Origin of the sequence: Plantactinospora soyae (assembly GCF_014874095.1) — a bacterium.
Lineage (GTDB): Bacteria > Actinomycetota > Actinomycetes > Mycobacteriales > Micromonosporaceae > Plantactinospora > Plantactinospora soyae.
Genome location: NZ_JADBEB010000001.1, coordinates 2,793,344 through 2,819,477, shown reverse-complemented (window position 1 = coordinate 2,819,477; position 26,134 = coordinate 2,793,344). Strand labels below are relative to the sequence as shown.

The following is a 26,134-nucleotide window of genomic DNA, read 5'->3' as shown; positions in this document are numbered from 1 at the left end:
TGCTCGGCGACCTCGGCGGGGCGCTCGACAACATTGGTGCGGCGTTCGGCGACCTCGGCGGGGCGCTCAGCGGCCGGGTCGGGCGGACGAACTACGCCGCCACTCGGCCTCCTCCTCGGCGTGCTCCGGCGGACCCACCTTGTCGTACAGGCCGGTGGCCAGGAACAGCAGGCCGAACAGCATCGACACGACGACGGTCGAGATCGAGAAGTTGAGGATGTTGGCCTCGGTCTGCAACACGGACAGCATCACCAGTCCGACGACCAGGAAGACCACCCCGGCGGTCAGGTTCATCAGGTGCCCGAGGTTGCCCCGGTGTATCGCCCCGAAGAGGACGATGATCCCGAAGACCACGGAGACCAGCGCGAAGGCCAGGTTGGTCCGCAGCCCCAGCACCCAGTGACTGTTCCGGCTGAACAGGTCGTCGTCGGCGGTCTCGAACAGGCCGAAGATGCCGAAGATCAGGATGTAGAGCGCGATGAGCCCGGCGATGACCCGGTAGACCGGCCGCGCCGGGTGATTGACCGGGATATGCGCCATGGGCCCTCCTCCGTACCAATGGATGACTTTCCTACCGGATTGTCACCCAGGACGGAGGAGGCTGCCCGGCAAACCGGCAATCACCGGCCGAGGGCGTACCCGCAGTTCAGGACACCAGACGCGCGCTCTCGAAGGCCTTGGCGTCGTCTTCGGAGCCGACCTTGCCGTACATCCCGGCCACCAGCAGCACCTGACCGATGATCATGAGCACGATCGTCGTGGCGATGGTGAAGTTGAGGTAGTTGGCGTCGGTACGCAACACCGCGAGACCGGCCAGGCCGAACGCCATCAGGGCGTACCCGAGCACCTTGTTGACTGCCGCGTCGACGTTCCGGCCGATCAGGGCCACAGCCAGGATGATCACGCCGAGCACGGCCGAGATCACCGAGTTGCCGAGATTGGTGCCCTGACCGAGCACCGCGGTCTCGTCCTGGGCGAAGAACTCGCCGCCGCTGGTCTCGACGATGCCGAGCACGCCGAAGAGCACCAGGTAGACGCCGGTCAGGCCGCCGATCGCCCGGTAGATCGGCCGCGCGGGGTGGTTGACGGGATTGTGGCCCATGCTCGAAGTCTCCAACGCCGTTCCAGTGGGGGGTCGAAGCCGATTCTCCCGCATGCCACCCGGACGACGCCGCACACCCCCGGGCCGCCACGCCGGGGTCAGCTCTCCGGCACCTCTTCGGCCAGCGCCAACCACGCCTCCTCGGTCTGTTCCCGCTCGGCCCGGACGGCCCGGAGCTGGCCGTCCAGCTCGGCGACCCGGCCGTAGTCGGTGGCATGCTCGGCAAGCTCGCCGTGCAGCGCCGACTCGCGCTGCTCCAGCTTGCGGACCTGCCGCTCCAGCCGGGTCAGCTCCTTGCGGGCCGCCCGGAGTTCCCCTCCGGACAGACCGTTCTCGGTCCGCTCCGGCGCCGTACCGGCCGCCGTACCGGGCTCCGGGCCGGCGGTGCCGAACCCACCGGTCCGGAGCCCACCGGAGGTGGGTACCCGGGCGAGATACTCGTCGATGCCGCCGGGAAGATGGACCAGGCGCCCGTCACCGAACATCCCGTACACCACGTCGGTGACCCGTTCGACCAGGTAGCGGTCGTGGCTGGCGACGACCAGCGTTCCCGGCCACGAGTCGAGCAGGTCCTCCAGCGCCGCCAGGGTGTCGGTGTCCAGGTCGTTCGTGGGCTCGTCGAAGAGCAGCACGTTCGGCTCGGCGGCGAGCAGCCGGAGCAGTTGCAGCCGCCGCCGTTCACCGCCGGACAGGTCCGAGACCGGCGTCCAGAGCCGACGGTCGTCGAAGCCGAACATCTCGGCGAGCTGGGACGCGTTGATCTCGCGGTCCCCGAAGACGACCCGGCGGGCCACCTCCTCGACCGCCTCCAACACCCGCAGCCGGCCAGGCAGTTCCGCCAACTCCTGGGAGAGGTACGCCGGCTTGACCGTCGAACCGGTCCGCAGTCGCCCCTTCTCGGGCTCCCGGGTGCCGGCGAGCAGCCGGAGCAGGGTGGTCTTGCCGGCGCCGTTCGCCCCGACGATGGCGATCCGGTCACCCGGGCCGACCTGCCAGGTCAGGTCGTCGAGGATCAGTTTCGTGCCGGCCCGCAGGGTGACGTTCTCCAGGTCGTACACCTGCCGGCCCAGTCGGGCGGTGGCCAGCCGTTGCAGCGACACGGTGTCCCGCGGCGGCGGTACGTCGGCGATCAGCGCGTTCGCCGCATCGATCCGGAACCTCGGCTTGGAGGTACGGGCCGGCGGTCCCCGGCGCAGCCAGGCGATCTCCTTGCGCAGCAGGTTCTGCCGGCGTGCCTCGGTCGTGGCGGCCACCCGCTCCCGTTCCGCCCGAGCCAGCGTCCAGGCGGCGAACCCGCCCTCGTAGGCGCGTACCGCCTGGTCGCCGACCTCCCAGGTGCTGGTGCAGACGGCGTCCAGGAACCACCGGTCGTGAGTGACCACCACCAGCGTGCCCCGCTTGCCGATCAGGTGCCGGGCCAGCCAGTCCACCCCGGCCACGTCCAGGTGGTTGGTCGGCTCGTCCAGCACCAGCAGGTCGGCGGTGCGGACCAGCAACGCGGCCAGGGCCACCCGGCGGCGCTCGCCACCGGACATCGGTCCGACCGGCTGGTCCAGCCCCAGGTACGGCATGCCGAGGCCGTCGAGGATCGCCCGTACGCCCGCGTCACCGGCCCACTCGTGTTCGGCGCCGAACCCCTCGTCGAGCCAGGCGGTGCCCAGCACCACGTCCCGGACCCGCGCCTCGGGATCCAGGGTCAGAGTCTGCGGCAGCGAGGCGACTCGCAGGTCACGCCGGTGCGTCACCCGGCCGCTGTCCGGATCCTCGATTTTGGTGAGCAGCCGGAGCAGGGTGGACTTGCCGGCGCCGTTCAGCCCGACAACCCCGATCCGGTCTGAGTCGTCGAGGCCGAGCGAGACGTCGGTGAGCAGTTGCCCCGCCGCGCCGTACCCCTTGGAGACCCGATCCAGGTTGACGATATTGGCCATGCTCGCCACCGTAGTCAGGGGATCAGCAGACCCTGGCGCCGGGGACCGGCCCGTACGCGGTACGTGCCGTCCGACACAGTCCGGACGCCCGCAACTCGGTCGCGATCCCCTCCGCCTGGGTCGCGTCGGTGGCCAGGAAGACGCAGGTCGGCCCGGAGCCGGAGACGATGCCGGCGAGCGCACCTGCCGCCTCGCCGGCCTTCAGCGTCTCCGCCAACGCCGGGCGCAACGTCAGCGCGGCGGCCTGCAGATCGTTGCCGAGCGCCCGGCCGAGCCGCGCCGGGTCCCGGCCACGCAGCGCGGCGAGCAGGGCGTCGGCGCTGCGCAGCGGCGGTGGGGCCGCGTACTCGGCCCGGAGCCGGTCCAGCTCCCGGTAGGCGGCCGGGGTGGAGAGACCACTGTCGGCGATCGCCACCACCCAGTGCCAGGTGACTGGACGGGCCAGGATCGGGCTGATCGTCTCGCCGTGCCCGGTGCCGAGCGCGGTACCGCCGTACACCAGGAAGGGGACGTCGGAGCCGAGCCCGGCGGCGATCCCGGCAAGCTCGTCCCGGGACAGCTCGGTCCCCCAGAGCGCGTCGCAGGCGACGAGCGCGGCGGCGGCGTCGGCGCTGCCGCCGGCCAGGCCGCCGGCGAGCGGGATCTGCTTGCGCAGGTGCAGCCGGGCGTGCGCCGGCATCCCGGTGTGCTCGGCGAGCGCCCGCGCCGCCCGGATCACCAGGTTGGACTCGTCCAGCGCCAGTTCGCCGGTGCCCTCACCCTCCATGGTCAGGGTCAGGGTGTCGCCGCGCCGGGCGGTCAACTCGTCGTGGATCGAGATCGCCTGGTAGACGGTGTTCAGCTCGTGGAAGCCGTCCGGACGCAGCGGCCCGACCCCGAGATGGAGGTTCACCTTCGCCGGCACCCGGACCTTCACCGGGCCCGGCAGGCCCCGGCGCGGACGGTCCTCGTCGTCGTCCGGTCGCCACGCCTCGGTCACGGAGCGACGTCCCGAACGCGGAGTCGGACCTCGAACGGCTTCGCCAGCACCAGCTGTCGGAGCGGGTCGGGTGACCACGGCCGCCGGGACGCGGAATCGACGGGCTGCGCCGTCACCTCGGACACCTCCTGCCACACACGCGGTCAGCCTACTCGGCGGTCGATGCGGTCACCGGGGCCGACGCGGCGATCGCGGCGAACTGCCCGACGGTCAGCGACTCGCCCCGGGCACCCGGATCGACACCGGCCGCGACCAGCGCCTCGGCGGCCCGGTCCGGGCCACCGGCCCAGCCGGCCAGGGCGGCCCGCAGGGTCTTGCGGCGCTGCGCGAACGCCGCGTCGACCACCGCGAACACCCGCTTGCGGGGTACGTCGGTCCGGGGCGGCTCCCGCCGGGTGAAGGCGACCAGACCGGAGTCGACGTTCGGTACCGGCCAGAACACGTTCGGTGGTACCCGACCGGCGCTCCGCGCGTCCGCGTACCAGGCGAGTTTCACCGACGGGATGCCGTACGTCCGGGAGCCGGGGCCGGCGACGAGGCGGTCGGCCACCTCCTTCTGCACCATCACCAGTCCCTGGCGCAGGCTCGGCAGCTCGGCGAGCAGGTGCAGCACCACCGGCACCGCGACGTTGTACGGCAGGTTCGCGACCAGTGCGGTCGGGGCCGGGTCGCCCAGGTCGTCGGCGGTGATCCGCAGCGCGTCGGCCAGGTGCACGGTCAACCGCTCGGCAGCCGGCGCCCCGGCGTGCCGGGTGACCGTCTCCGGCAGGGCCCCGGCCAGCACCGGATCGATCTCGACGGCGTGCACATGCCCGGCGACCGCCAGCAGGCCGAGGGTGAGCGAGCCCAGCCCCGGGCCGACCTCCAGGGCGACGTCCGCCGTGCTCAGCCCGGCGGCGGCGGCGATCCGGCGCACCGTGTTGGGATCGTGTACGAAGTTCTGGCCGAGCCGCTTGGTCGGCGCGACGCCCAGCCGGGCGGCGAGTTCCCGGATCTCCGCCGGGCCGAGCAGGTCTGCGGCCATGCTGAGACAGCGTACGGCCCACCTCACCGGCTCCAGCGCCGCCCGGCCCTGGGACGGGGCGGGTCCCCGGAGGCGGGCGGTCACCAGGGGCCGAAGATCCGCTCCCCGTTCGCCGAGATCGCCGCGCAGAGGTCGCCGAGGTCGGCGCCGGTGGTCTCGGCCAGCGACCGGACCGTCAGCGGAATCAGGTACGACGCGTTCGGCCGGCCCCGGTGCGGCATCGGAGTCAGGTACGGCGCGTCGGTCTCCACCAGGATCTGGTCGAGCGGGGTAACCCGGGCCGCCTCGCGCAGTCCGGCGGCGTTGCCGAAGGTGACGGTTCCGGCGAAGCTCAACACGTAGCCGCGCCGGACACACTCGGCGGCGAACTCGGCGTCGCCGGAGAAGCAGTGCAGCACCACGGTCTCCGGCGCGCCCTCGGAGTCCAGGATCCGCAGCACGTCGGCGTGCGCGTCCCGGTCGTGGATGACCAGCGGCTTGGCGTACCGCTTCGCGATCGCGACGTGGGCCCGGAAGCTGACCTCCTGGGCCGCCCGACCGTCGTCCCCGGTCCGGAAGAAGTCCATCCCGGTCTCACCGATGCCGCGTACCCGGTCCTCGGCGGCGAGCGACTCGATCTCCCGCAGCGCCTCGTCGAGATCGGCCAGCCGGGGCGCCTCGTTCGGGTGCAGCGCCACCGTGGCCACCACCGCCGGCTGCCGCCGGGCCAGCTCGGCGCCCCAGCGCGACGAGGCCACGTCGACCCCGACCTGCACCAACCGGTCGACTCCGACCTCGGCGGCCACCTCGACCGCCGCCACCACCGGATCCTCCGACCGTCCGTCCCCCGGCGGCGTGCCGGCCTCGGCGACGGTGATGTCCAGGTGGGTGTGACTGTCGACCACCGGCGCGGGCAGTCGCTCCGGCGCTGGCGGAAACTCCCCCGCCCGGCGGGCGGCCCGCTGACGGCGGCTCTCGGTTGGCTCACTCATCGCCGCCAGCATCACATATCGGTCCGGCGAAGCGGGCTCGGGCGTACCAGATGGGCCTGGTGGACCGGCTCGGGCCGGAGGTCGCCGCCAGCGGGCCGGAGGTCGCCGCCAGCGGGCCGGAGGTCGCCGCCAGCGGGCCGGAGTCGGTCGGCGGGCCGGAGTCAGTCGGCGGGGCGGAGTCAGTCGGCGGGGCGGGGAGTCTGGACCAGGGCGTCCTGCGGGGCGGGCGATCGGATCGGCCGAACCGGCGGATGCGGGGGCCGAACCGGCGCCGGGCGGCCAGCCGAACCGTCAGTTCGCGCTCGGCGGGGCCCGGCCAACCCCGGTCGGTAACCCGATGTTCACCGGGCCGGTGCTGACCGGTCTTAGCGTCGGCGCGGTGAGCGTGTCTCCGCCGGCCAGCGCGGTCCCCGAGACGCCGACCGGGCTGCGGGTCCGGTACGGCGGTGCGGTGCACCCGGCCGACGAACTCGCCCGGGGCGCCGCGTACGAGTTGTTCAGCACCGATTCCGCGCCGGGGTTCGAGCGGGACCGACGCCCGGACGCGCGCTACCCGTTCCACCGGTACGCCCACGCCAGCGAGGTCGGCGTACTGCCCGACGTCCGGCCGGTGAGCAGCGGTGCCGGTACGGGCGACCCGGCGAACGGGCGCGGTACTCCGGACACGCCGCTGACGGCGCCGCTGCACCGGGTCTGGGGCTGGTCGGACATCCACGGCCTCAGCCAGAGCCCGGGCGCCGCCGAGGATCCGGTGCTGGTCTCGGTACGCGAGTCGGCGACCGTGCGGCGGGGCAGCCAGATGGTCAAGGCCCTCTCCGCCCAGCAGTTCGCCGGGTTCCTGCTCCGTGGCTGGCTGCCGTACGGCTTCTGCTACCGCGAGTACGACGTGGCCCACCTGCGGATGCCGGCCGACCAGATGCTGCTGCGTACCGACTCCGACGCGGGACGGGCGGTGCCCGAGGTCGCGTACCTGCTGCGCTGGCGGGCGATCGACCCGGTCGACTACGTGGCACCGCTGGCCGCCGAGTACCAGGGGCTGATGTCGATGCCGCCGCACGACCGGGTCGGGCCGCCGGTACTCGGCACCGGGTTCACCCCGAGTGGGCGGCACCTCATCCCGGAGTTCGTCACCCGGGACTTCGCCGACCTGCCGCTGCCGGCGAACGCCGCCCTGCTGGCGCACACCTCGGACGGGGACGAGGTGGTGCTCTACACGTACCAGCCGGAGCAGCGCGGCTGGCTGCGGATGGCCGGCCCGCGCTGGCGGCACCTGCTCGCCACGGTGCCCGGCGTATCGCCCGACCAGGAGTACGTCTCGACCAGCGACGCGATCCGGTCCACCCTGCTGATCGGCGGTTACCGGGGACAGGAGCACGAGGCGGTCGCCGACCCGCCCGGCGAGTTCCGGGTGCTGGCGATGACCCGGGCGGCCCGCTATCCGGTGGAGACGCTCACCCGCCGGGCCAGGTACGTCCACTGGCGCGACACCCGGTGCCTGGTGCTCCGCGAGGAGGGCGGCTGGCTGCGGGTCCGGCTCTGCCAACCCGACCCGGACAACGTCGCGGCGCTCGGTGCCCAGTGCTACGAACGCGGTGTCTACGAGTCCTGGGCACCTGCCGTCGAGGTCACCGAGGATCAGGTGCTCGACGTCCCGTACGCGCTCTGAGAACGGATCGGCCAGCACGCCCCGGGCCGATGTCGCCGGTTTCCCGACGGGCCCTACCCGCCGGGCTGGCCCAGCCGGGCGAGTTCCTCGTCCACGATCGACGGATCGAGCTTGCGGAAGACCGGCTTCGGGGTGGCCAGTGCCCGCCCCGCCTCGACCGGTACCGACTTCCACTTCGCCCCGACCGTGTAGTCGCCGGTCAACACCGGGTACGACGGCCCGCCGTCGAGATCGTCGACCGGCACGATCGACGGCATCGGCGCGTGTACGCCGGTGCCGCCCAGCAGTTCGTGCACCTGCTGCGCGGAGTGCGGCAGGAACGGGGTGAGCAGCGTGTTGGCATCGCTGACCACCTGGAGTGCGACGTGCAGGATGGTGCCCATCCGGGGCTTGTCCGACTCGGCCTTCAGCTTCCAGGGCGCCTGCTCGGAGAGGTACTTGTTCGCCTCACCTACCACGCGCATCGCCTCGCCGATCGCCTGCTTCTGCCGGTGCCGCTCGATCAGCTGGCCGACCGTCGTGAACCCGGTCCGCGCGGTGGCGAGCAGCGCCTCGTCCGCCGCGGTGAGCCCGGCCGGGTCGATCGGCGGGATGGCGCCGAAGTTCTTCGCCGCCATCGAGATCGACCGGTTGACCAGGTTGCCCCAGCCGGCGACCAGTTCGTCGTTGTTGCGGCGCAGGAACTCCGCCCAGGTGAAGTCGGTGTCCTGGCTCTCCGGCCCGGCGACCGCGATGAAGTAGCGGAGCGCGTCGGCGTCGTACCGGGCCAGGAAGTCGCGTACGTAGATCACGATCTGGCGGGACGAGGAGAACTTCTTCCCCTCCATGGTCAGGAACTCACTGGAGACCACCTCGGTCGGCAGGTTCAGCCGGCCCAGATCGCCGGGCTCGCCGGCCCGGTCCCCCTCGCCGTCGTAGCCGAGCAGCAGCGCCGGCCAGATCACCGAGTGGAAGACGATGTTGTCCTTGCCCATGAAGTAGTAACCACGGGCGTCCTTCCCCTCCGCGTCCGCCGACCACCAGCGTCGCCAGGCCTCGGGGTCGCCGGAGCGCCTGGCCCACTCGATGGAGGCCGAGAGGTAGCCGATGACCGCGTCGAACCAGACGTAGATCCGCTTGTCGCCGCGATCGCGCCAACCCTCCAATGGAATCGGTACGCCCCATTCCAGGTCCCGGGTGATCGCCCGGGGCTGGAGGTCGTCGAGGAGGTTCTTCGAGAACCGGAGTACGTTCGGCCGCCAGCCCTCCCGGCCGTCCAGCCACTTGCCGAGCGCCTGGGCGAAGGCCGGCAGGTCGAGGAAGAAGTGCTCGGTCTCGACGAACTTCGGCGTCTCACCGTTGATCTTCGAGCGGGGGTTGACCAGGTCGATCGGGTCGAGTTGGTTGCCGCAGTTGTCGCACTGGTCGCCCCGGGCGTGCTCGTACCCGCAGATCGGGCAGGTGCCCTCGATGTAGCGGTCCGGCAGCGTACGGCCGGTGGACGGGGAGATCGCCCCCATCGTCACCTTGGGCACGATGTAGCCGTTGCGGTGCAGCGTCTCGAAAAGCTCCTGCACCACGGCGTAGTGGTTGCCGGTGGTGGTCCGGGTGAACAGGTCGTAGGAGAGGCCCAGCCCGTGCAGGTCCTCGACGATCACCCGGTTGTAGCGGTCGGCCAGCTCACGAGGGGTGACCCCCTCCTTGTCGGCCTGCACCTGGATCGGCGTTCCGTGCTCGTCGGTGCCGGAGACCATGAGCACGTCGTGACCGGCCATCCGCATGTACCGGCTGAACACGTCGGAGGGAACTCCGAAGCCGGAGACGTGGCCGATATGGCGTGGGCCGTTGGCGTATGGCCAGGCGACCGCCGCGAGAACGTGACTCATGAAAACCAAGCCTAGTGACCGGGGCGGGGCAACCACGAACCAATGCCCTGCTCGCGGCCCCGGGCGGACGCCGGATGGACCGGCACCGAAAAGCGACGCGGCGTACGTCAATGCCGGAAAGGCGACCTATTAAATCGGAAAGATCCGCTCTCATCTGCCAATATCCGACTGTTTTACCGCCGACACGCGCGCCAGGCTGCCTTCCCGAGCCGGCCCTCCGTTGTCCAATGGACCGGTGACGGGCAGCTCAGGTGGGCAGCAACCAGCGGAAACGCAGCCTCCCGAGGCCGATCCCGCCGCGCCCGGCGAGACCCGGACGCACGGCGGTACGCCGCCGTCGACCCAGGTGCCGACACCGGGCCGGGCCGAACCGCCGGCCGCCGACGTACCGGGTTCGGCCAGCGACGTACCGGCGGCAGCCGCCGAGGTATCGGGCGCGGACGACGCCGGGCCGGTCGCGGTGCCGGCGCCCGCACAGCGAGGGGCGGCCCAGCGGGCGACCGGGTACGAGCCGTCGCCGGTCGGACCGTTCGGCGGGGCCTCGCCGATGGTCGGCTCGCCGTGGGTCAGCGCCCCGGGCACGGTCCCGGGACCGTCCGGCATCGAGGCGACCACCGGCGCACCGCTGACGATGCTCCCCCAACGGGCACCCCGGCTCAGCGCAGCGGAGGATTTCGCGGGCTGGGACGGGCCCACCACGTCGATGCCGGCGGCTCGGCCCGGATCTGACCCGACCACCGACGACGACGGCGAGGACTTCTGGCTGCCGATCGAGGAGGTCCACTGGGACGGGACACCGGTGGCCCCCACACCCAGGACCTGGTACGGCCGGCCGAAGAAGCCGGCCGCCGAAGCCGCTCTGCCCCGCCCGCCCAGGCCGCCGAAACCGCAGCGGGACCCGGTGTACGGGCTCGCCGGTGTGATCCTCTTCTCCCTGCTCGCCAGCTTCTTCGCCTGGGTCAGCGCGGAACCGCTGTGGCTTGCCGTCGGCCACGGCGACGTGGGTACCGCGACTGTGGCGAGTTGCACCGGTCGTGGGCTCGGGCAGCACTGTCGGGGCGAGTTCACCGCGGCGGACGGCCTGTTCAAGGCCCGGGACATCCGGCTGATCGGTGTCGAGGGGCGCCACCGGACGGCCAGCGCGCAGGTGGCCGCCCGAATGACCGGCGCGGACAGTCAGAAGGCGTACGTCGGCGCGGGCACCGGCCCACTGCACCTGCGGTGGTCGCTGGGACTCGGGGTGATCCTGCTCTGTAGCACCGGGGTCGGTTGGGCCGCCGGAGCACTGCGCCTGTCCGAGCGGCGGTACCGCCGTCCGGCGGCCCTGATCAGCCTGGCCGGGCCGCTGCTGCTCACGGTCGGCTTCCTCGCCGCCGCCTACTGAACACACCGCCTACTGAACACACCGCCCCGCCGAGCGCGACTTCTGCCAGACGCGACTCCCGCTGAGCGTGAACGCTTCGTCGCCGGTCAACCTGCCGTGGGCGGATGTACTACGGCGTAGACGTCCCGGCGGCGCAGGCCGTACTCGGTCGCGATGGCGGCGATCGCGTCACGTCGGGACGTACCCGTGGCCTCCAGGTCGGCCACCGCGGCCCGCAGGTCGGCGTCGGCCGGCGGCGGGGTCGCGACCACCGGGGCGCCCGCCACCACCAGAGTGATCTCGCCGCGCGGCTCGCCGGTCGCGGCCCAGCTCGCCAGCTCGCCGAGCGGGCGGCGGAGCACCTCCTCGTAGGTCTTGGTCAGCTCGCGGCAGAGCGCCGCCGGTCGGTCGGCGCCGAAGGCCCCCGCCAGGTCGGCCAGCGCGCTGGCCACCCGGTGCGGCGCCTCGAAGAAGACCAGGGTGCGCTCCTCGGCGGCGAGCGCCCGCAGCCGGGCCCGGCGCGGCCCGCCGGTCCGGGGCAGGAAGCCCTCGAAGCAGAACCGGTCGGTGGGCAGGCCGGAGAGGGCCAGCGCGGTGGTCACCGCGCTCGGACCCGGGGCCACGGTGACCGGCACGCCCGCGTCGAGGGCGGCCCGGACCAGCCGGTAGCCGGGGTCGGAGACGCTCGGCATCCCGGCGTCGGTCACCAGCGCGACCAGCGCGCCGTCGAGGACGGCCGCGACCAGATCCGGCGTACGCCGTTCCTCGTTCCCCTCGAAGTACGACACGATCCGGCCGGGGATGACGACGTCGAGATCGCGGGCCAGCCGAGTGAGCCGGCGGGTGTCCTCGGCGGCCACCACATCGGCCTGGCCGAGGGTGTCCCGCAGCCGGGTCGAGGCGTCGCCGGGGTTGCCGAGCGGCGCACCGAGCAGGACCAGCCGGCCGCTACCGGGCGTTTTTCCCACGAACTGACTCCTTCATCGATACATGTCATCGCGCATAGCGAGCGTCGTGCCCCGTTTCACACCATGGCAGCCTACGATCACGGGGTGACTCTGGCGTCGACAGCGCAGACCGAGGGCCCGACGATCGCCGGCCCGCCGGCAGGGCCCGTCGTCGAGGTGACCTCGCACACCTCCACCGGGCCGCCCGCGACCGACCGTCCCGACCGGCGCACCGGCGGAATTCCGGCGATCATCAGACGCCGGTTGGCGCCGTTCGACGCCCGGCTCGACGGATGGTCCTGGCTGGCCACGGCGGTGGTCGTACTGATCGCCGGCATTCTGCGCCTGGTCGGACTGAGCAATCCGAAGGGCAAGATCTTCGACGAGCTCTACTACGCCACCGACGCGCACAATCTGCTGCTTCGCGGCATCGAGTGGGACGAGAAGAACAACACCGCCGCGTACGTGGTGCACCCGCCGCTCGGCAAGTGGATGATCGCGGTCGGCGAGCAGATCTGGGGCTACAACGAACTGGGCTGGCGGTTCTCGGCCGCGATCATCGGCACCCTCTCGGTGCTGCTGCTCGTCCGGATCGCCCGCCGGATGTTCCACTCGACCGTGCTCGGCTGCGCCGCCGGCCTGCTGATGGCGCTGGACGGCTTCCATCTGGTGCTGTCCCGCACGGCGTTGCTCGACATCTTCCTGATGTTCTTCGTGCTCGCCGCGTTCGGCGCCCTCGTGGTGGACCGGGACGTCCGGCGCGCGCGCTGGCTGCGGGCCGTCGAGAACGGCCTCGACCCGAGCCGTACGGGACGCCGGCACCGGCCACAGTTCCGGCTCTCCGACGGGGTGCCCTGGTGGCGCCTGCTCGCGGCGGTGATGCTCGGCTGCGCCTTCGGCGTGAAGTGGAGCGCGCTCTACTTCATTCCGGCGTTCGCGCTGCTGGTCGTGCTCTGGGAGGTCGGTGCCCGCAAGTCGGTCGGAGTACGCCGGCCGTGGCGGGACACGTTCCTCGACGAGATCGGCTGGCTGCTGGTCGCCGGGGTGCTGATCCTGGTCACCTACCTGGCCACCTGGTCGGGCTGGTTCCTCAGCGACAACGGGTACTTCCGGAACTGGCGGGCCGAGACCGGCCAGTCCAGCATGCCGATCATCGGCAGTTTGCAGAACCTGTGGCACTACCACGCCGAGGCGCTGAAGTTCCACGCCCAGCTCGACGACAAGCACGTCTACCAGTCCTGGCCGTGGCAGTGGCTGCTGCTCGGCCGGCCGGTCGCGTTCCACTGGTCGGACCAGGGCTCCTGTGGGGCGCCCAGCTGTGCCTCGGAGATCCTGCTGCTCGGTACCCCGATCCTGTGGTGGTCCTTCCTGCCGGCCCTCGCCGTGCTCGGCTGGCTGGGCATCGCCCGCCGGGACTGGCGGGCCCTGGCGATCCTCCTGCCGGTGGCGGTCGGGCTGCTGCCCTGGTTCTGGTTCGCGCTGGACGGCCGGACGATGTTCTTCTTCTACGTCGCGCCCGTCGTGCCGTTCATGATCCTCGCGGTCACCTACGTGCTGGGGGCGATCACCGGGCCGGCCCGGGCGCCGACGCCAGCGAGCGCGCGAGGTGGGAGCGGCGATCCGCCCGTCGAACCGGCCGACGCCGACGGCTCGGCCGGGCGGGCGAGCGACCGCCGGATGATCGGCGCGATCGTGGCGGGCACGTACGTGCTTCTGGTCGCGATCTGCTTCGCCTACTTCCATCCGATCTTCGTCGGACAGCTCCTGCCGTACGCGGACTGGTCGACGAGAATGTGGCTCGGCAACCGCTGGATCTGATCCACGGCTGCACCCCCCACACCGCCGACCGGCGATGATCTTCGCTGCCGTCGGCGCCACACGCGGCCATCCCGGCAGCGCCACGTGTGGCGATCCCGTCGGCGCCGCGTGCAGCCATCCGGTGGGCGCTGCGCGCGACGGGTGGGCGGGCGGTTGCCGGTTCCACGGTGGACGGGCGAGCGGGGGCCCTGCTGCGGTCGGGGCGTTGCCGTACTGCGATTTGCGGCGTTGCCGTGCCGTCGACGCGAAATCGCCGTGCTGTCGCCGGACTGCTCGCCTGCTGCTCAGCCCCGGTCGGGGCGAGGACGGCGGCGGAGGTCGGCGGGGCGGACGGGCGGCGCCGAGGGGTTCAGACAAAGGTGCGCGCCCCGATCGCCTGCCACGGGGGAAGCGGGCGATTGGGGCGCGCACCAAGGAGCTTAACCACCCGCGATCAGCGGCACAACGGGTGATGTTAAGTCAGATTTCCGACCGACGCACCGCCTACCAGAACGGGCAGATCGGACACAGTGCCCGGACGGGCATCAGCCACCCGCGTGGCCGTCGACACCGGGACCCGCGAAACAGCGCGAGGGCGTCCTTTCGGCTCACATTTGGTTCGGTCCGGCCGGCGATCGTCGGCATGGTTACAAATTCGTTGCCGTCACCGCTGATCCAGTTACCCGTTTGACGCCGTAGAACGGGCGGTGCGCCGCCACCATCGGTGCCGGTGTCCTCTCCCCGCGTTTCCCGGGGCCTCCCCACACCACGTACCCGCGGGACTTCCCCCTCGCGAACCGGAGGAGAGAGACATGTCCGATCTAGCCGAGCGGGTGGTGCCGCCATCCGTACCCCCTGACGAGCCGGTGGAGCGGTCCGCGCTCCCGGTCCGGCGCCGCGCCCGGGAGCTGCCGGTCGAGCCGGAGTGGTACAAGCGAGCGGTCTTCTACGAGATGTTCGTGCAGGCGTGCTTCGACGCCAGCGGGGACGGCTACGGCGACCTGCCGGGCCTCACCTCCAAACTGGACTACCTGCGATGGCTCGGCGTCGACTGCCTGTGGCTGCCCCCGTTCTACGACTCACCGCGCCGGGACGGCGGCTACGACATCCGCGACTACCTGCTCATCTCCCCGGACTACGGAACCGTCGACGACTTCGTCACGCTGGTCGACGAGGCCCACGCCCGTGGCATCCGGGTGATCACCGACCTCGTGCTGAACCACACCTCGGACACCCACGAGTGGTTCCAGCTGTCCCGGCAGGACCCGACCGGCCCGTACGGCGACTTCTACGTGTGGCGGGACACCGACACCGGGTACGCCGGGGTGCCGGTCATCTTCTGCGACACCGAACCGTCCAACTGGACCTTCGACCCGCTTCGCCAGCAGTTCTACTGGCACCGGTTCTTCGCCCACCAGCCCGACCTGAACTACGACAACCCGGCCGTGCAGGAGGCCATGATCGACGTGGTGCGGTTCTGGCTGGAACTGGGCATCGACGGGTTCCGGCTGGACGCGATCACCTACCTCTACGAGCGGGAGGGGACCGACTGCGCCAATCTGCCGGAGACGCACGCGTACCTCAAGCGGTTGCGCAAGATGGTCGACGACGAGTACCCGGGCCGGGTGCTGCTGGCCGAGGCGAACCTGTGGCCGACCGACCTGGTCGACTACTACGGCGATCCGGACGTCGGCGGGGACGAGTGCCACATGGCGTTCCACTTCCCGGTGATGCCCCGGATCTTCATGGCGGTACGCCGCGAGTCGCGCTACCCGATCTCGGAGATCATCGCCCAGACCCCGCAGATTCCCAGCGGCTGCCAGTGGGGCACCTTCCTGCGCAACCACGACGAGCTGACCCTGGAGATGGTCACCGACTCCGAACGTGACTACCTCTACAACGAGTACGCCAAGGACCCCCGGATGCGGGTGAACACCGGGATCCGGCGCCGGCTGGCTCCGCTGGTGAACAACGACCGGAACCAGATCGAGCTGTTCACCTCGCTGCTGCTCTCCCTGCCCGGTTCTCCGGTGCTCTACTACGGCGACGAGATCGGCATGGGCGACAACGTGTGGCTGGGCGACCGCAACAGCGTCCGTACGCCGATGCAGTGGTCCCCGGACCGCAACGGGGGCTTCTCCAAGGCCGACCCCGGCGCGCTCTACCTGCCGGTCAACCAGGGCCCGGTGTACGGGTACCAGGCGGTCAACGTGGAGCGGCAGCTCGAACAGCCGGCGTCGCTGTTGCAGTGGACCCGACAGATGATCGAGGTACGCAAGCGGCATCCCGCGCTGGCCACCGGCTCGTTCCGCGACCTCGGCGGCAAGAACCCGACGGTCCTGGCCTTCCTGCGGGAGTACGAGGGCGAGGGCGAGGAGCGGGTCGGGGCCGAGGTGGTGCTCTGCGTACACAACCTGTCCCGGCATCCACAGCCGGCACAACTTCCACTGGGCAGCCGGTTCATCGGGCACCAGCCGGTGGAGTTGACCGGCCAGACGCCGTTTCCACTGATCGGCGCCCGCCCGTACCAGCTCACGTTGCCCGGCTACGGCTCGTTCTGGTTCCGGATCACCGTCAAGACGCCAAGGCCCCGGACCAGTTCGGAGGCGCGGGGACGCACCAACACGGACGTCGCGCTGCTCCCGACCGGCTGACCTCGCTGACCTCGCCGACCCGCTCGCCGGGCTCCACCGGTGGTCGTGCGGACTCCGGGACGGATCGCGCCGGGTCGGTACGCTGCCGGCGGCACGACCGGCAGCGGGTACGGTCGATGGGCGCGTTCGGCGGGGGCGGGGCGACAGACCATGAGCGGCGAGCGGCTGGCCGAGAGCTGGGCCCGGATCGAGGAGTGGCTGGCCGCGTACGCCGTCGAGGCGTACGCCTCGCTGCGGCCGCCCGCCGACCCGGCGGCCGTCGACGCCGCCCAGCACGCGATCGGGGTGACCTTCCCCGACGAACTGCTCGGCTCGCTCGCCCGGCACGACGGCTGCGACGACCGGCCGGGCGGGTTCCGGCTTCCCCGGGGGCAGCGCCCGTTGTCGGTCGCGGAGATCGTCGGCGGCTGGCAGCAGGCGGTGTCGGCCGTGCGCGAGGCGGGACCCCGGCGCCCGTTCTCCGACAACCCGGCGCCGGGCAGCCGGTGGGCGCCGATCATGAGGGACCCGATCGGCGACCTGTACGTGCTGAACTGTCAACCGGGCGAGGCGTACGGGACGATCGGAAAACACCGTTCCCACTACGGCGAGACCCAGCTGCCGCGCGCCGGGCTCCGCCTCGGTGACCTGTGGGAGACGCTGGCGGAGACGTTCCGGCTCGGCCAGCCGTTCGAGGGGCGGTTGCCGGCGGGCTTCGAGGGCCGGTTGTACTGGGAGGCGGTCCGACGGCAGCATCCCGCGCCGCGGTCGCCGCTGGGCCTGGCCGCGGCGGAGTCCGGGCCGCTCCCGGCACCCGTCGTCGGGGTTCCGGAGCCGGCACCGGATCCGGAGGTCGGCTGGATCAGCGGGTACGACAACGTCACCCTCACCTTCGTACACCGGATCACCCAGGCCGAGCTGTTCCGCCGATTCGGCGTCGATCCGGCCCGGTCCGTGTCCCGGACCCGGCGGCAGCTCCTTGAGCTGGAACGCACCTGGACCGAGGGGTATCGGCCGGCCCTGCGGGTGGGGTACGCCGGCGACTGGGCGTTCGCCGTCGAGGAGTTCCACTCCGAGGGCGGGCGACCGGAGCGGCTGCGCCGGCTCTCCGCCGGCACCTGGGCGGCGGCGCTCCACTATGCCGCCGGCCACCTGCGACTCACCGTGGTCGCCGACGGAACGGTGGTCTTCGGGTACGACAACCACCGTCCCGAGTCGCCGACCGGTACCGAACCCGACCGGTTCCTTCCGATGCTGCGCGCCGCCGGGCTGGCCCCGCCCGACCACGACCGGAACCCGGACCTGGATGTCCCGGCCCTGCTCGACGTCCTCCGCGCCGAGTGGGGGATCGTGCTGGACGGCCGGATGCTGGCCGGGGCGCTGCCCGCCGCGCAGTACCGGCCACTGCTGCCGGAGTCGCCGCCGCCCGGTGACTGGGCGGCCCGGTCCGAACCGGGGATCAGGGTCCTGCTCGCCCACGCGCCGGAGCCGCGGCTGCGGTCCGCCCTGGTCGCCCAGGCCCGCCGGCTCGCCACCGAGACCGGGCTGGACGGGTACCCGGAGCTGGCGGAGGCGCTCGACCGGATGGCCACCGGGGAGCGCTGGCGGATCGACGAGGACTCGCCGTGCGGCCTGCGCATGCACGAGATACTGGCCGAGGCCCAGGCCGCCCGGCACTGGGACCAGGACCCCCGGGTCGAGGACCGGCTCGATCCGGCGGAGCGGGCGGCGTGGGGGCGCCGGGCCGGTGCGGTGGAGGGGATCGTCGGACTGCTCTGCTGGCCGTTGCCGGCCGTCGCGCGGCATCTCCTCACCCAGCGGCTGAGCCCTGACTGGCGGGCCGAGTTCGTCGCCGACCTGGGGCCGGTGACCGTGCCCGGGACGGCGCTCCAGGAGTTGCTCGCCGCCGAGGTCGGGACCGGCGGGAGCACGCCGGCGCTCCGGGCGTCGCTGGAGCGTGCGCGCCTGCGGAAGCCGCGAAGGACGGCCGGCTGAGTTGACATTGAATTGACCGGGCGAGTCGCCTGTCGGTCATGATGACCCGTGGGCACACTGTGCCGGTGACCACACCTCGGCACGGCCGGCTCGGCACCGCAGGTGCCCGGCTCGGGGTATTCGCGCTGGTCGTCGTGCTCGGGGGCACCTCCTGTGACTCCGGAGGACCGTCGACGGACAACCCTGGGCCGCAGCGGTCAGGCGGTCAGAGTTCCACCCCGAACGCCCCGGCCAGCCCGGTCCCGACCCGCTTCACCGGATGGTCGGACCCGGCGGGGGTCGGGCGGCCGTACGGCGACAAGGTGCCGGGACTGCTCACCTTCCGGGGCAACCCGACCCGGACGTACTACGGCTCGGGGCCGATGCCCCGGAAGACACCGGTCAAGGACTGGCAGTTCCCGCGCAGCGGTGGACTCTGCGGGAAGTCGACCGACGAGAAGGGCACCCGGGTCTGGTGCGGTACGGGTTGGACCGGCCAGCCGGCGGTGTTCGAGCGGGGCGGACGGACCTGGGTGGTCTTCGGCGCGTACGACCACAAGATCCATTTCCTGGACGCCGATAGCGGGGAACGGATCCTGCCGGACTTTCCGACCGGAGACATCATCAAGGGTTCGGTCACCGTCGACCCGGACGGGTTCCCGCTGGTCTACTCCGGATCGCGGGACAACTTCTACCGGATCCTCGCCATCGACCGGGGCAGGCCGACCGAGCTGTGGCGGCTGTCGGCGAAGGCGGTCTCGCCGACGATGTGGAACGACGACTGGGACGGTGCCGGCCTGATCCTCGACGATTACCTCTTCCTCGGCGGCGAGAACAGCCAGTTCCACATCGTCAAGCTCAACCGGCGGTACGGCGCCGACGGCAAGGTCACGGTACGGCCGAAGCTGGTGTTCAACGCCCCCGGCTGGGACAGCCGACTGCTCCGGGACGTCGACGACCGGATGGTCTCCATCGAGAACTCGGTCGCGATCCACGGCAACGTGGTCTACTTCGCCAACTCCGGCGGGCTGGTGCAGGGCTGGGACATCAGCGGCCTGAAGCAGGGGCGCAAGCCCGAGCGGGTGTTCCGGTTCTGGACCGGTGACGACACGGACGCCTCGATCGCGGTCGACGAGGCCGGCGCGCTCTACGTCGGCTCCGAGTACGAGCGGGGTACCGCCCGCTCGAAGCAGTTCGGGCAGATGATGAAGCTGGATCCGAAGCGGGGCGCCAACCCGGCCGTCTGGCACGTCGACGACCGCGCCCGTCGGCCCGCGGGGATCTGGGGCTCGCCGGCCCTGCACCGCGACCTGGCGATCTTCGACACCCAGGGCGGTGAGGTGCTCGGCGTCGACCGCACCAGCGGCGCCGTACGGTGGCGGTTCAGACTGCCCGGTCCGACCTGGCAGTCCCCGGTGGTCGTCGACGACGTACTGGTGATCGGGGACTGCAACGGTTTCCTGCACGCGTACGACATCGCCGACACCGCCGCCGCGCCGAAGCCACTGTGGAAGCTCAAGCTCGGTGGCTGCATCGAGTCCACCCCGGCGGTCTGGCGTGGCCGGATCTACGTCGGTACCCGGGCCGGGGCGTTCCACGCGATCACGGCACGCTGACGACTGAAGAAAGAAACCTACACGACCCCTTCCGCGAGTCGCAGGTATCTGCCAACCTGACATCTACTCTCACCGATGTCAGGAGGCAGCCATGTCGCTGCGTCGTCGTCCGGTCCCACTGCTGGCCGCCATCGCCGTACCCCTGTTCACCGCGGTCACGATCGGGGTGGGCGCCGTGCCCGCCCAGGCCGCCGCCACCACCTACACCGCACTCGGCGACTCGTACGCCTCCGGCACCGGAACCCGGGAGTACTACCCCGACAGCGGTTCCTGCCAGCGCTCCCGGCACTCGTACCCGGTCCTCGACGCCGCCCGGCTCGGCGCCACCCTCACCTTCCCGGCCTGCGCCGGAGCAACCGTCGCCGGAGTCCTCAACGGGCAACTGGGCAGCCTGGACGCCGCGACCAACTACGTCACGGTCAACGCCGGCGGCAACGACATCGGCTGGTCGTCGGTGATCGTGCAGTGCGCACTGCCCTGGCCGACGAACTGCTGGTCCCAGATCGACAGCGCGGAGAACCAGATCCGTACCACCCTGCCGGGGCGGCTGGACCAGCTCTACTCCCGGATCCGTACCCTCGCGCCGAACGCCCGGGTGGTGGTGGTCGGCTATCCCCGACTGTTCAACGGCGAGGAGTGCAACGTCATCGCCCGGATCTCCCCCGGCGAGCAGACCGAACTGAACGCCGCGGCGGACCTGCTGGCGACGACCATCCAGGCCCGGGCCGCCGCGCACGGGTTCACCTTCGTCGACGCCCGCGGCCCGTTCACAGGCCACGCCGTCTGCGACGACGTCGAGTGGCTCAACGGCACTTCCAACCCGGTCGGCGAGTCGTACCACCCGAACCGGGCCGGACACGTCGGTTACGCCGGCATCGTGGAGACGGCGCTGCGCGGCTCGGCGAAACGAAAGCACTGACCATTCCGTACGGACGGATCGGTTTAGGGCAGAATCGAGCGGAGCGGCCGGTTATGACAGCGTTGAATATACCGGCCGCCCATTCCGGATGGTCTCTAGTCGGGGGCCGGCGTGACGTACACGCCGCGACCTTGGTGGCCTTGCAGCACGCCGCGCTCCTGCAACCGCGCGAGTGCCTGCCGCACCGTCGGGGCAGAACACTTGTACTGTTCGGTCAGCTGACTTATTGACGGTAGTTGGTCACCCGGACGCAGTTCAGCCTTCTCGATCTTGGCTTCGATCTCGCGCATGATTCTGCGGTACACGGGCACGGCCGGTTCAGGCATACCAGGTGCTCCTTGCGTAGGCACCCATATCTGATCATGGCCTGACCTGGCTTTACAAGCAAACTCGGCAAGCAACGTTGACTTGGATTGCTTGGCAATCTAGGTTTGCCGGCGAGGCACGGGGGCCTTTCCTTGCGTAGGCACCAAGGCCGAGCCCGCCGACGCTTCCCTCCCCGCCGCGCGGCCGAGGACGACACGATCCGCGATCCATCGTGGCGCCCGATACCGCAGCGGCGGGGAGGTTCCTCTGCCTGCGAAGACCCACGTCCGGCGCAACTTAGATTACTAGGCTTACCAAGTTAGGAAACGGGATGCCAACATCGGTAATGACCCGCCGAAGCCTCCTCGTCGGCGCCGCCGCCACCACCGCCGCGGCGATGACCGCGTGCGACAGCGGCAGCGGCGGCAAGGCCAGTTCCCGGCAGACCGAAAAGGTCACGATTCTGACGGGGGCGGGTTTCCAGGGCCGTGAGGCGCCAATCTTCGTCGCGCGGGAGAAGGGCTGGTTCGGTGAGGTGGACCTCGACGTCCAGGTCCTTCCCGGCAAGGGCACGACCGACAACCTCAAGACCCTGGTCGGCGGCCAGGCCACCTTCGCCACCCTGGACGTCAGCGGCGCTCTGATGGAGTACTCCAAGCCGAACGGGATCAAGAACTTCAAGCTGACCTCCATCCTGCACCAGCGGAATCTCGCCTGCTTCGTCGCGCTCAAGAGCAGTGGCATCAACACTCCGGCCGACCTCGCCGGCAAGACGCTCTCGTACATCCCCGGCGGGATCAACCACCTCCTGTTCGCCACGTACGCGCAGCTCGCCAACTTCGACCCCAGCAAGATCAAGTGGGTCAACGCCGGTCCGCTCCAGCACGCGGCCCTGCTCGCCGAGCGCAAGGTCGACGCGATCAGCCAGTTCGTACCGGCCGTGGAGTCGGTCCGGGTCCTCGCGAAGCAGCCCCTCACCGTCCTGCCCTTCACGGACTACCTCACCGACCTGCACGGCTCCGCCATCGGTGTGACCGCCGAGACCGCGAAGAACAAGCCGGACCTCGTACGCCGGTTCAACAGCGCCCTGCTGCGCGGACTGAAGTACGCGATCGACAACCCCGACGAGGCCGGCAAGATCTACTCAGCCCAGAAGGAGACCCAGGGTCAGAAGCCCGAGGCGGCGGTCGCCGAGCTCAAGGGGCTGGTCGGATACATCGAGGGCATCGCCGACGCGCCGCTCGGACACTTCGACATGTCCCGGGTCGCCCGCAACATCGCCATTCTGCAGGGCGCCGGAGCGGTCCCCGTCGGCCTGCCTCCGACCGACATCGTCCTCACCAACCTGGCCGGGTAGGGCTGCCACCGGATGGCACGCCGCGCAGGTCGCGCCGCCGTACGAGGCGGACGGAAGGTCCTGTCGATCGTCGGAGCGCCGCTGCTGGGCACCGCCGGCTTCATCGCCGCCTGGTGGACGGCCGTCGCGGCCCTGGAGATCGCGCCGTACCTCGTGCCGTCGCCACCGGCGGTGGTGGCCGCCTTCGGGCGGCTGCCCGGCTACCTGCTCCAGAACGCCTGGGTGACCCTGGTCGAGGCCCTCACCGGTTTCGGCCTCGCCATCGCGACGGCCGTGCTGGTCGGGGCCGCGCTCGCGACGTCCCGTGGCCTCGAACGGGCGCTCTATCCCATGCTGCTGGTGCTCAGCGCAATACCCAAGCCGGCGCTGGCACCGCTGCTGCTCGCGATCGGCGGGTTCGGCCAGGGGCCCAAGGTCGTCCTCGTCTGGCTCATGTGTTTCTTTCCGGTGGTGCTGGCGACCTCGGCGGGACTGACCTCCACCCCGGCCGAGCTGGCCGAACTGGCCCGCACCCTCTCCGCCTCGCGCTGGGCGACCTTCGTCAAGTTCCGGCTGCCGGCGGCGCTGCCGCAGATCTTCGTCGGCCTCAAGACCGCCCTGCCGCTCGCCGTCATCGGCGCCGTGGTCGCCGAACTGTTCGGCGCGGTGGCCGGGCTGGGCTTCGTCATCCAGACCGCCGGCACCGACGCGGCGCTGGCCTTCGCAGCGGTCGCCCTGCTCGGAACCATGAGCGTCACCCTGTTCTACGCCCTCACCGCCGTCCAGCGCCGTATCGCCCCGTGGATCCCCCACACCACCGCCTGACCTCCGGGAGAGATTCGTGTCGACCACGTACGTCTTCAAGGACGCCGAGACCGAGGCGGGCGCCATGCTTCGCCACCTGGCCGGCATGTACGACCCGTTCAGCGAGCGGCGACTCGCCGACGCCCGGGTGGCGCGGGACGCCCGCGCTCTGGTGATCGCCGTCGGCGCGAGCAGCGTCGCCGCCACGCTCGCCGGCCTCGCCCCGGACGGGGAGGTGATCGCCACCGACATCGACCCGCAGCACAGCGCCGCCGATCCCCGGATCGACCTCCGGCAGCACAACGTGGTGACCGACCCGCTGCCCGGGACCTTCGACCTCATCCACGCGCGGCTCCTGCTCGGACACCTTCCCCAGCGGATCGAGGTACTCGGCAAGCTGGCCGACGCGCTCAACCCGGGCGGCGTACTGCTGGTCGAGGAGTTCGAGGGGACCTGGGGCACCAGCGTGCTCGCCAGCCCGGACCCGGACGCCGACCGGCTGTACGGCGCGTACCACGACGCGTTCGCGAGCGTGCTCCGCGCGTCGGGGAACGATCCGGCCTGGAGCCGCCGCGTCCACGGGGCCATGCTCGACCTCGGACTGGAGGTGGACACGGAGGGCCACACCGGCACCTGGGCCGGCGGCACCCACGGATGTCTCCTTCCCCGGGCCACCGCCGGTGCCATCCGGGAGAAACTCGTCGCCGCCGGAATGGCGGAAGCCGACCTCGACGCGTTCCGGCAACTCCTCCTCGACCCGCGGCTGAAGGTCAAGGGCAACCTGGCCCTCTCCACCCTCGGGCGTCGCCGCTGATCCGTCCCCACCTCTTCACGATCACGGAGAGTTCGGCCCGTCGCGTATGGCGGGCCGAACTCTCCGTTTTCACTGAGTGGTTGGGGCGAGGGCTATTCGGTCATGCCGACCGGGTCGGAGCGTACGAAGGCCAGCGTCCAGGTGCCGTCCGGGGTCCGCTCGGGCTTCAGCTCGTACAGGTGGTCCACGCCGGGCAGGTCGGGTGCGTCGTCCCGGGTGCTCAGAATCCACCGCTGCGGCGGTCGGCCTCCGGGATCGGCCGGCAACTCCCGCGCGCTGCCGTCGGCGGGCCCGCCGACGAAGCGCACCGTCACCGTCTCCATCGCCCCATGCTATTGCCGCCGGTCGGAGCGGGCCGGGAGAGGAGCACTTGCACATTGTTCAAGTCGTGGCCTAGGGTCTTACTTGAACAGTGTGCAAGTCGCTGCGGAGCTCGCCGCGACCAACAGCAGGGGGACTGACATGTCGTACGACACGTTGCCGGATTTCGTCCGGGCGACGGCCACGGAGCTCGGCATTCCCGGCGTCGCCGTCGGAGTCTGGGCGGGCGGCCAGGAGATCTACGCCTGCCACGGGGTGACCAGCGTCGACAACCCGCTCCCCGTTGACCAGGACACGCTCTTCCAACTGGGCTCGGTCACGAAGACCTACACGGCGACCGCGGTGCTGCACCTCGTCGCCAGCGGCCGGGTCGAACTGGACGCGCCGGTACGTCGGTACGTCCCCGAACTCCGGCTCGCGGACGAGCGGACCGCAGCGGAGATCACCGTGTCGCAGCTGCTCAACCACACCGCCGGACTGGACTGGGGACTCATCGTCGACACCGGTGAGGGCGACGACGCCCTGGCCGGTTACGTGGCGAAGATGGCCGAGTTGACGCTGATCGCGGCGCCGGGTGTGCGGGCCTCCTACAGCCAAGCGGGGTACAACCTGCTCGGACGGGTGATCGAGAAGGTCGTCGGGATGCCGTACGAGAAGGCGATCTCCTCGCTCGTCTTCGAGCCGCTGGGCCTGTCGCGGAGTTTCTTCGCGCGTGACGACGTCATGACCCGGCGGTTCGCCGTGGGGCACAACCTCGACGAGGACGGAACGCTCTCCGTCGCGCGGCCGTGGCGGCATTCGCGCAGCGGCAACCCCGGCGGGGGCATCGTCGCCTCGGTGTCGGACCAGCTTCGGTGGGCCCGGTTCCAGCTCGGCGACGGGCGCGCGGAGAGCGGCGCGCCGGTCCTGCCCGCCGAGGTGCTGCACCGGATGAAGGAGCCGACGGTCGCGTTGCGGGCCAGCACGCTCGGCGACGCCATCGGCCTCGGCTGGTTCCTGCGCGACGTGGACGGCGTACGCACCGTCGGCCACGGCGGGTCGGCGAACGGCCAGTTCGCCGAGTTCCTCACCGTGCCCGAACGCGACTTCGCGATCGTCGCGGTCTCCAACGCCGGCCCGAACGGCATCCCCTTCAACCAGGCCGTCGTCCGCTGGGCGCTCGACCACTACCTGGGCCTGGTCGACGGCGATCCCACACCTGTCCCATACGACCGGGGGCGGGCTCAGGAACTCGTCGGGCGCTACGACATCGACTCCATGACGCTCGCCATCGCCACGGACGGCGCGGGGCTGACACTGGAGGTCAGGATCAAACCGGAGATCCGTACGGCGTCGGAGACCGAACTGCCGGCGGACTATCCGCCGGCCGACTTCGGCCTGCTGCCCGGCGACGGGGACGAGTACATCATCACCGGGGGCGGGCTGAAGGGACAGCGCGGCTACTTCACGCGCGACGAGCACGGCGCGGTGGTGGGAGCCGACCTCGCCGGCCGGTTGTTCAACCGGGTTAAGGCAGCCGCCGGGTAAGCCGTACCCGGTCGTGCTCGACTCCGGACCGCAGGCATCACGTCCGGGCTGCCGACTCCGGCCGAGCTACCCCGCCCTCGTCCACCGCCCCGACGCGGTGGACGAGGGCGCAGGTCGTTGCGCCGGAACGGGCATTGCGCGACCTCGGTGCATGACCTTCCTCAGCGCCCGCCCTCCCCGGGCCGCTGAGATACTTCGGCCGTGGATACCAGTACGAGAACGGGCGGAATACGGCCAGGCCA

The 26,134-nt window shown here is 71.2% G+C and carries 21 protein-coding genes; 11 read left to right on the top strand and 10 right to left on the bottom strand.

Features of this window, described 5'->3' with window-relative positions; genetic code table 11:
- Positions 1-66: 66 nt before the first annotated feature.
- The 6 genes from H4W31_RS12675 to H4W31_RS12650 all read right to left on the bottom strand — a co-directional run bounded on the left by H4W31_RS12675 (position 67) and on the right by H4W31_RS12650 (position 6,016).
- Positions 67-540, bottom strand: a complete 474-nt coding sequence (locus H4W31_RS12675) for a DUF4383 domain-containing protein (RefSeq protein WP_192766845.1) — start codon at positions 538-540, stop codon at positions 67-69.
- A 106-nt stretch (positions 541-646) separates the two neighbouring features.
- The gene (locus tag H4W31_RS12670; RefSeq protein WP_192766844.1) at positions 647-1,102 is read right to left on the bottom strand and encodes a DUF4383 domain-containing protein; all 456 of its coding nucleotides are present in this window, start codon (positions 1,100-1,102) and stop codon (positions 647-649) included.
- A gap of 98 nt (positions 1,103-1,200) precedes the next feature.
- Positions 1,201-3,030, bottom strand: coding sequence for an ABC-F family ATP-binding cassette domain-containing protein (locus H4W31_RS12665; RefSeq protein WP_192766843.1), 1,830 nt, complete (start codon positions 3,028-3,030; stop codon positions 1,201-1,203).
- A 22-nt stretch (positions 3,031-3,052) separates the two neighbouring features.
- Complete coding sequence (locus H4W31_RS12660; RefSeq protein ID WP_192766842.1) at positions 3,053-4,009, bottom strand: 4-(cytidine 5'-diphospho)-2-C-methyl-D-erythritol kinase; 957 nt, start codon at positions 4,007-4,009, stop codon at positions 3,053-3,055.
- A 148-nt stretch (positions 4,010-4,157) separates the two neighbouring features.
- Complete coding sequence (rsmA, locus tag H4W31_RS12655) at positions 4,158-5,033, bottom strand: 16S rRNA (adenine(1518)-N(6)/adenine(1519)-N(6))-dimethyltransferase RsmA (protein ID WP_192766841.1); 876 nt, start codon at positions 5,031-5,033, stop codon at positions 4,158-4,160.
- A gap of 80 nt (positions 5,034-5,113) precedes the next feature.
- Complete coding sequence (locus H4W31_RS12650; protein WP_192766840.1) at positions 5,114-6,016, bottom strand: TatD family hydrolase; 903 nt, start codon at positions 6,014-6,016, stop codon at positions 5,114-5,116.
- 367 nt (positions 6,017-6,383) lie between these two features.
- Here H4W31_RS12650 and H4W31_RS12645 point away from each other — a divergent pair, with 367 nt between their 5' ends.
- Entirely contained in the window at positions 6,384-7,670 is a 1,287-nt protein-coding gene (locus H4W31_RS12645; protein WP_192766839.1) for a hypothetical protein, read from the top strand.
- Between the two features lie 53 nt (positions 7,671-7,723).
- On the opposite strand, the gene metG is transcribed toward H4W31_RS12645, so the two are convergent.
- Positions 7,724-9,535 (bottom strand): methionine--tRNA ligase, encoded by a 1,812-nt coding sequence (gene metG / locus H4W31_RS12640; protein ID WP_192766838.1) that lies wholly within the window; start codon positions 9,533-9,535, stop codon positions 7,724-7,726.
- A 235-nt stretch (positions 9,536-9,770) separates the two neighbouring features.
- Between metG and H4W31_RS12635 the strand changes: the two genes are divergently transcribed.
- Entirely contained in the window at positions 9,771-10,919 is a 1,149-nt protein-coding gene (locus tag H4W31_RS12635) for a hypothetical protein (protein ID WP_192766837.1), read from the top strand.
- Positions 10,920-11,005: 86 nt separating this feature from the next.
- Here H4W31_RS12635 and rsmI read toward each other — a convergent pair whose 3' ends face one another.
- Positions 11,006-11,866 carry a 16S rRNA (cytidine(1402)-2'-O)-methyltransferase gene (rsmI, locus tag H4W31_RS12630; RefSeq protein WP_192766836.1) on the bottom strand — a complete coding sequence of 287 codons (861 nt, stop codon included), beginning with the start codon at positions 11,864-11,866 and terminating at the stop codon, positions 11,006-11,008.
- An 84-nt stretch (positions 11,867-11,950) separates the two neighbouring features.
- On the opposite strand from rsmI, the gene H4W31_RS12625 reads away from it, so the two are divergent.
- From H4W31_RS12625 to H4W31_RS12605, 5 genes are all read left to right on the top strand, one after another.
- Entirely contained in the window at positions 11,951-13,663 is a 1,713-nt protein-coding gene (locus H4W31_RS12625; protein WP_404825584.1) for a dolichyl-phosphate-mannose--protein mannosyltransferase, read from the top strand.
- Positions 13,664-14,454: 791 nt separating this feature from the next.
- The gene (treS, locus tag H4W31_RS12620) at positions 14,455-16,296 is read left to right on the top strand and encodes a maltose alpha-D-glucosyltransferase (protein ID WP_192766834.1); all 1,842 of its coding nucleotides are present in this window, start codon (positions 14,455-14,457) and stop codon (positions 16,294-16,296) included.
- 150 nt (positions 16,297-16,446) lie between these two features.
- The gene (locus tag H4W31_RS12615) at positions 16,447-18,270 is read left to right on the top strand and encodes a DUF6461 domain-containing protein (protein ID WP_192766833.1); all 1,824 of its coding nucleotides are present in this window, start codon (positions 16,447-16,449) and stop codon (positions 18,268-18,270) included.
- Between the two features lie 65 nt (positions 18,271-18,335).
- Positions 18,336-19,865: an outer membrane protein assembly factor BamB family protein gene (locus H4W31_RS44205; protein ID WP_192766832.1), complete on the top strand. Its 1,530-nt coding sequence runs from the start codon at positions 18,336-18,338 to the stop codon at positions 19,863-19,865.
- Between the two features lie 91 nt (positions 19,866-19,956).
- On the top strand, positions 19,957-20,784 hold the full coding sequence (locus H4W31_RS12605) for an SGNH/GDSL hydrolase family protein (protein ID WP_192766831.1): 828 nt from the start codon (positions 19,957-19,959) through the stop codon (positions 20,782-20,784).
- A 95-nt stretch (positions 20,785-20,879) separates the two neighbouring features.
- Here H4W31_RS12605 and H4W31_RS12600 read toward each other — a convergent pair whose 3' ends face one another.
- Complete coding sequence (locus H4W31_RS12600) at positions 20,880-21,110, bottom strand: GntR family transcriptional regulator (RefSeq protein ID WP_192766830.1); 231 nt, start codon at positions 21,108-21,110, stop codon at positions 20,880-20,882.
- A gap of 311 nt (positions 21,111-21,421) precedes the next feature.
- On the opposite strand from H4W31_RS12600, the gene H4W31_RS12595 reads away from it, so the two are divergent.
- From H4W31_RS12595 to H4W31_RS12585, 3 genes are read left to right on the top strand one after another with little or no spacing between them, the layout of a single operon-like run.
- A complete protein-coding gene (locus tag H4W31_RS12595) occupies positions 21,422-22,447 on the top strand; it encodes an ABC transporter substrate-binding protein (RefSeq protein ID WP_192766829.1) in 1,026 nt (341 codons plus the stop codon).
- Positions 22,448-22,459: 12 nt separating this feature from the next.
- Entirely contained in the window at positions 22,460-23,251 is a 792-nt protein-coding gene (locus tag H4W31_RS12590; protein ID WP_192766828.1) for an ABC transporter permease, read from the top strand.
- 16 nt (positions 23,252-23,267) lie between these two features.
- Positions 23,268-24,044, top strand: a complete 777-nt coding sequence (locus tag H4W31_RS12585) for a methyltransferase (protein ID WP_192766827.1) — start codon at positions 23,268-23,270, stop codon at positions 24,042-24,044.
- Positions 24,045-24,136: 92 nt separating this feature from the next.
- On the opposite strand, the gene H4W31_RS12580 is transcribed toward H4W31_RS12585, so the two are convergent.
- Positions 24,137-24,367, bottom strand: a complete 231-nt coding sequence (locus H4W31_RS12580; protein ID WP_192766826.1) for a hypothetical protein — start codon at positions 24,365-24,367, stop codon at positions 24,137-24,139.
- A 139-nt stretch (positions 24,368-24,506) separates the two neighbouring features.
- Here H4W31_RS12580 and H4W31_RS12575 point away from each other — a divergent pair, with 139 nt between their 5' ends.
- Positions 24,507-25,892, top strand: a complete 1,386-nt coding sequence (locus H4W31_RS12575; RefSeq protein ID WP_192766825.1) for a serine hydrolase domain-containing protein — start codon at positions 24,507-24,509, stop codon at positions 25,890-25,892.
- Positions 25,893-26,134: the final 242 nt, after the last annotated feature.

Coding starts and splice junctions, on each gene's coding strand:
- H4W31_RS12675 (WP_192766845.1), bottom strand. CDS start 540: ATGGCGCATATCCCGGTCAATCACCCGGCGCGGCCGGTCTACCGGGTC.
- H4W31_RS12670 (WP_192766844.1), bottom strand. CDS start 1,102: ATGGGCCACAATCCCGTCAACCACCCCGCGCGGCCGATCTACCGGGCG.
- H4W31_RS12665 (WP_192766843.1), bottom strand. CDS start 3,030: ATGGCCAATATCGTCAACCTGGATCGGGTCTCCAAGGGGTACGGCGCG.
- rsmA (WP_192766841.1), bottom strand. CDS start 5,033: ATGGCCGCAGACCTGCTCGGCCCGGCGGAGATCCGGGAACTCGCCGCC.
- H4W31_RS12650 (WP_192766840.1), bottom strand. CDS start 6,016: ATGCTGGCGGCGATGAGTGAGCCAACCGAGAGCCGCCGTCAGCGGGCC.
- metG (WP_192766838.1), bottom strand. CDS start 9,535: ATGAGTCACGTTCTCGCGGCGGTCGCCTGGCCATACGCCAACGGCCCA.
- treS (WP_192766834.1), top strand. CDS start 14,455: ATGTCCGATCTAGCCGAGCGGGTGGTGCCGCCATCCGTACCCCCTGAC.
- H4W31_RS12615 (WP_192766833.1), top strand. CDS start 16,447: ATGAGCGGCGAGCGGCTGGCCGAGAGCTGGGCCCGGATCGAGGAGTGG.
- H4W31_RS12605 (WP_192766831.1), top strand. CDS start 19,957: ATGTCGCTGCGTCGTCGTCCGGTCCCACTGCTGGCCGCCATCGCCGTA.
- H4W31_RS12600 (WP_192766830.1), bottom strand. CDS start 21,110: ATGCCTGAACCGGCCGTGCCCGTGTACCGCAGAATCATGCGCGAGATC.
- H4W31_RS12595 (WP_192766829.1), top strand. CDS start 21,422: ATGCCAACATCGGTAATGACCCGCCGAAGCCTCCTCGTCGGCGCCGCC.
- H4W31_RS12590 (WP_192766828.1), top strand. CDS start 22,460: ATGGCACGCCGCGCAGGTCGCGCCGCCGTACGAGGCGGACGGAAGGTC.
- H4W31_RS12580 (WP_192766826.1), bottom strand. CDS start 24,367: ATGGAGACGGTGACGGTGCGCTTCGTCGGCGGGCCCGCCGACGGCAGC.
- H4W31_RS12575 (WP_192766825.1), top strand. CDS start 24,507: ATGTCGTACGACACGTTGCCGGATTTCGTCCGGGCGACGGCCACGGAG.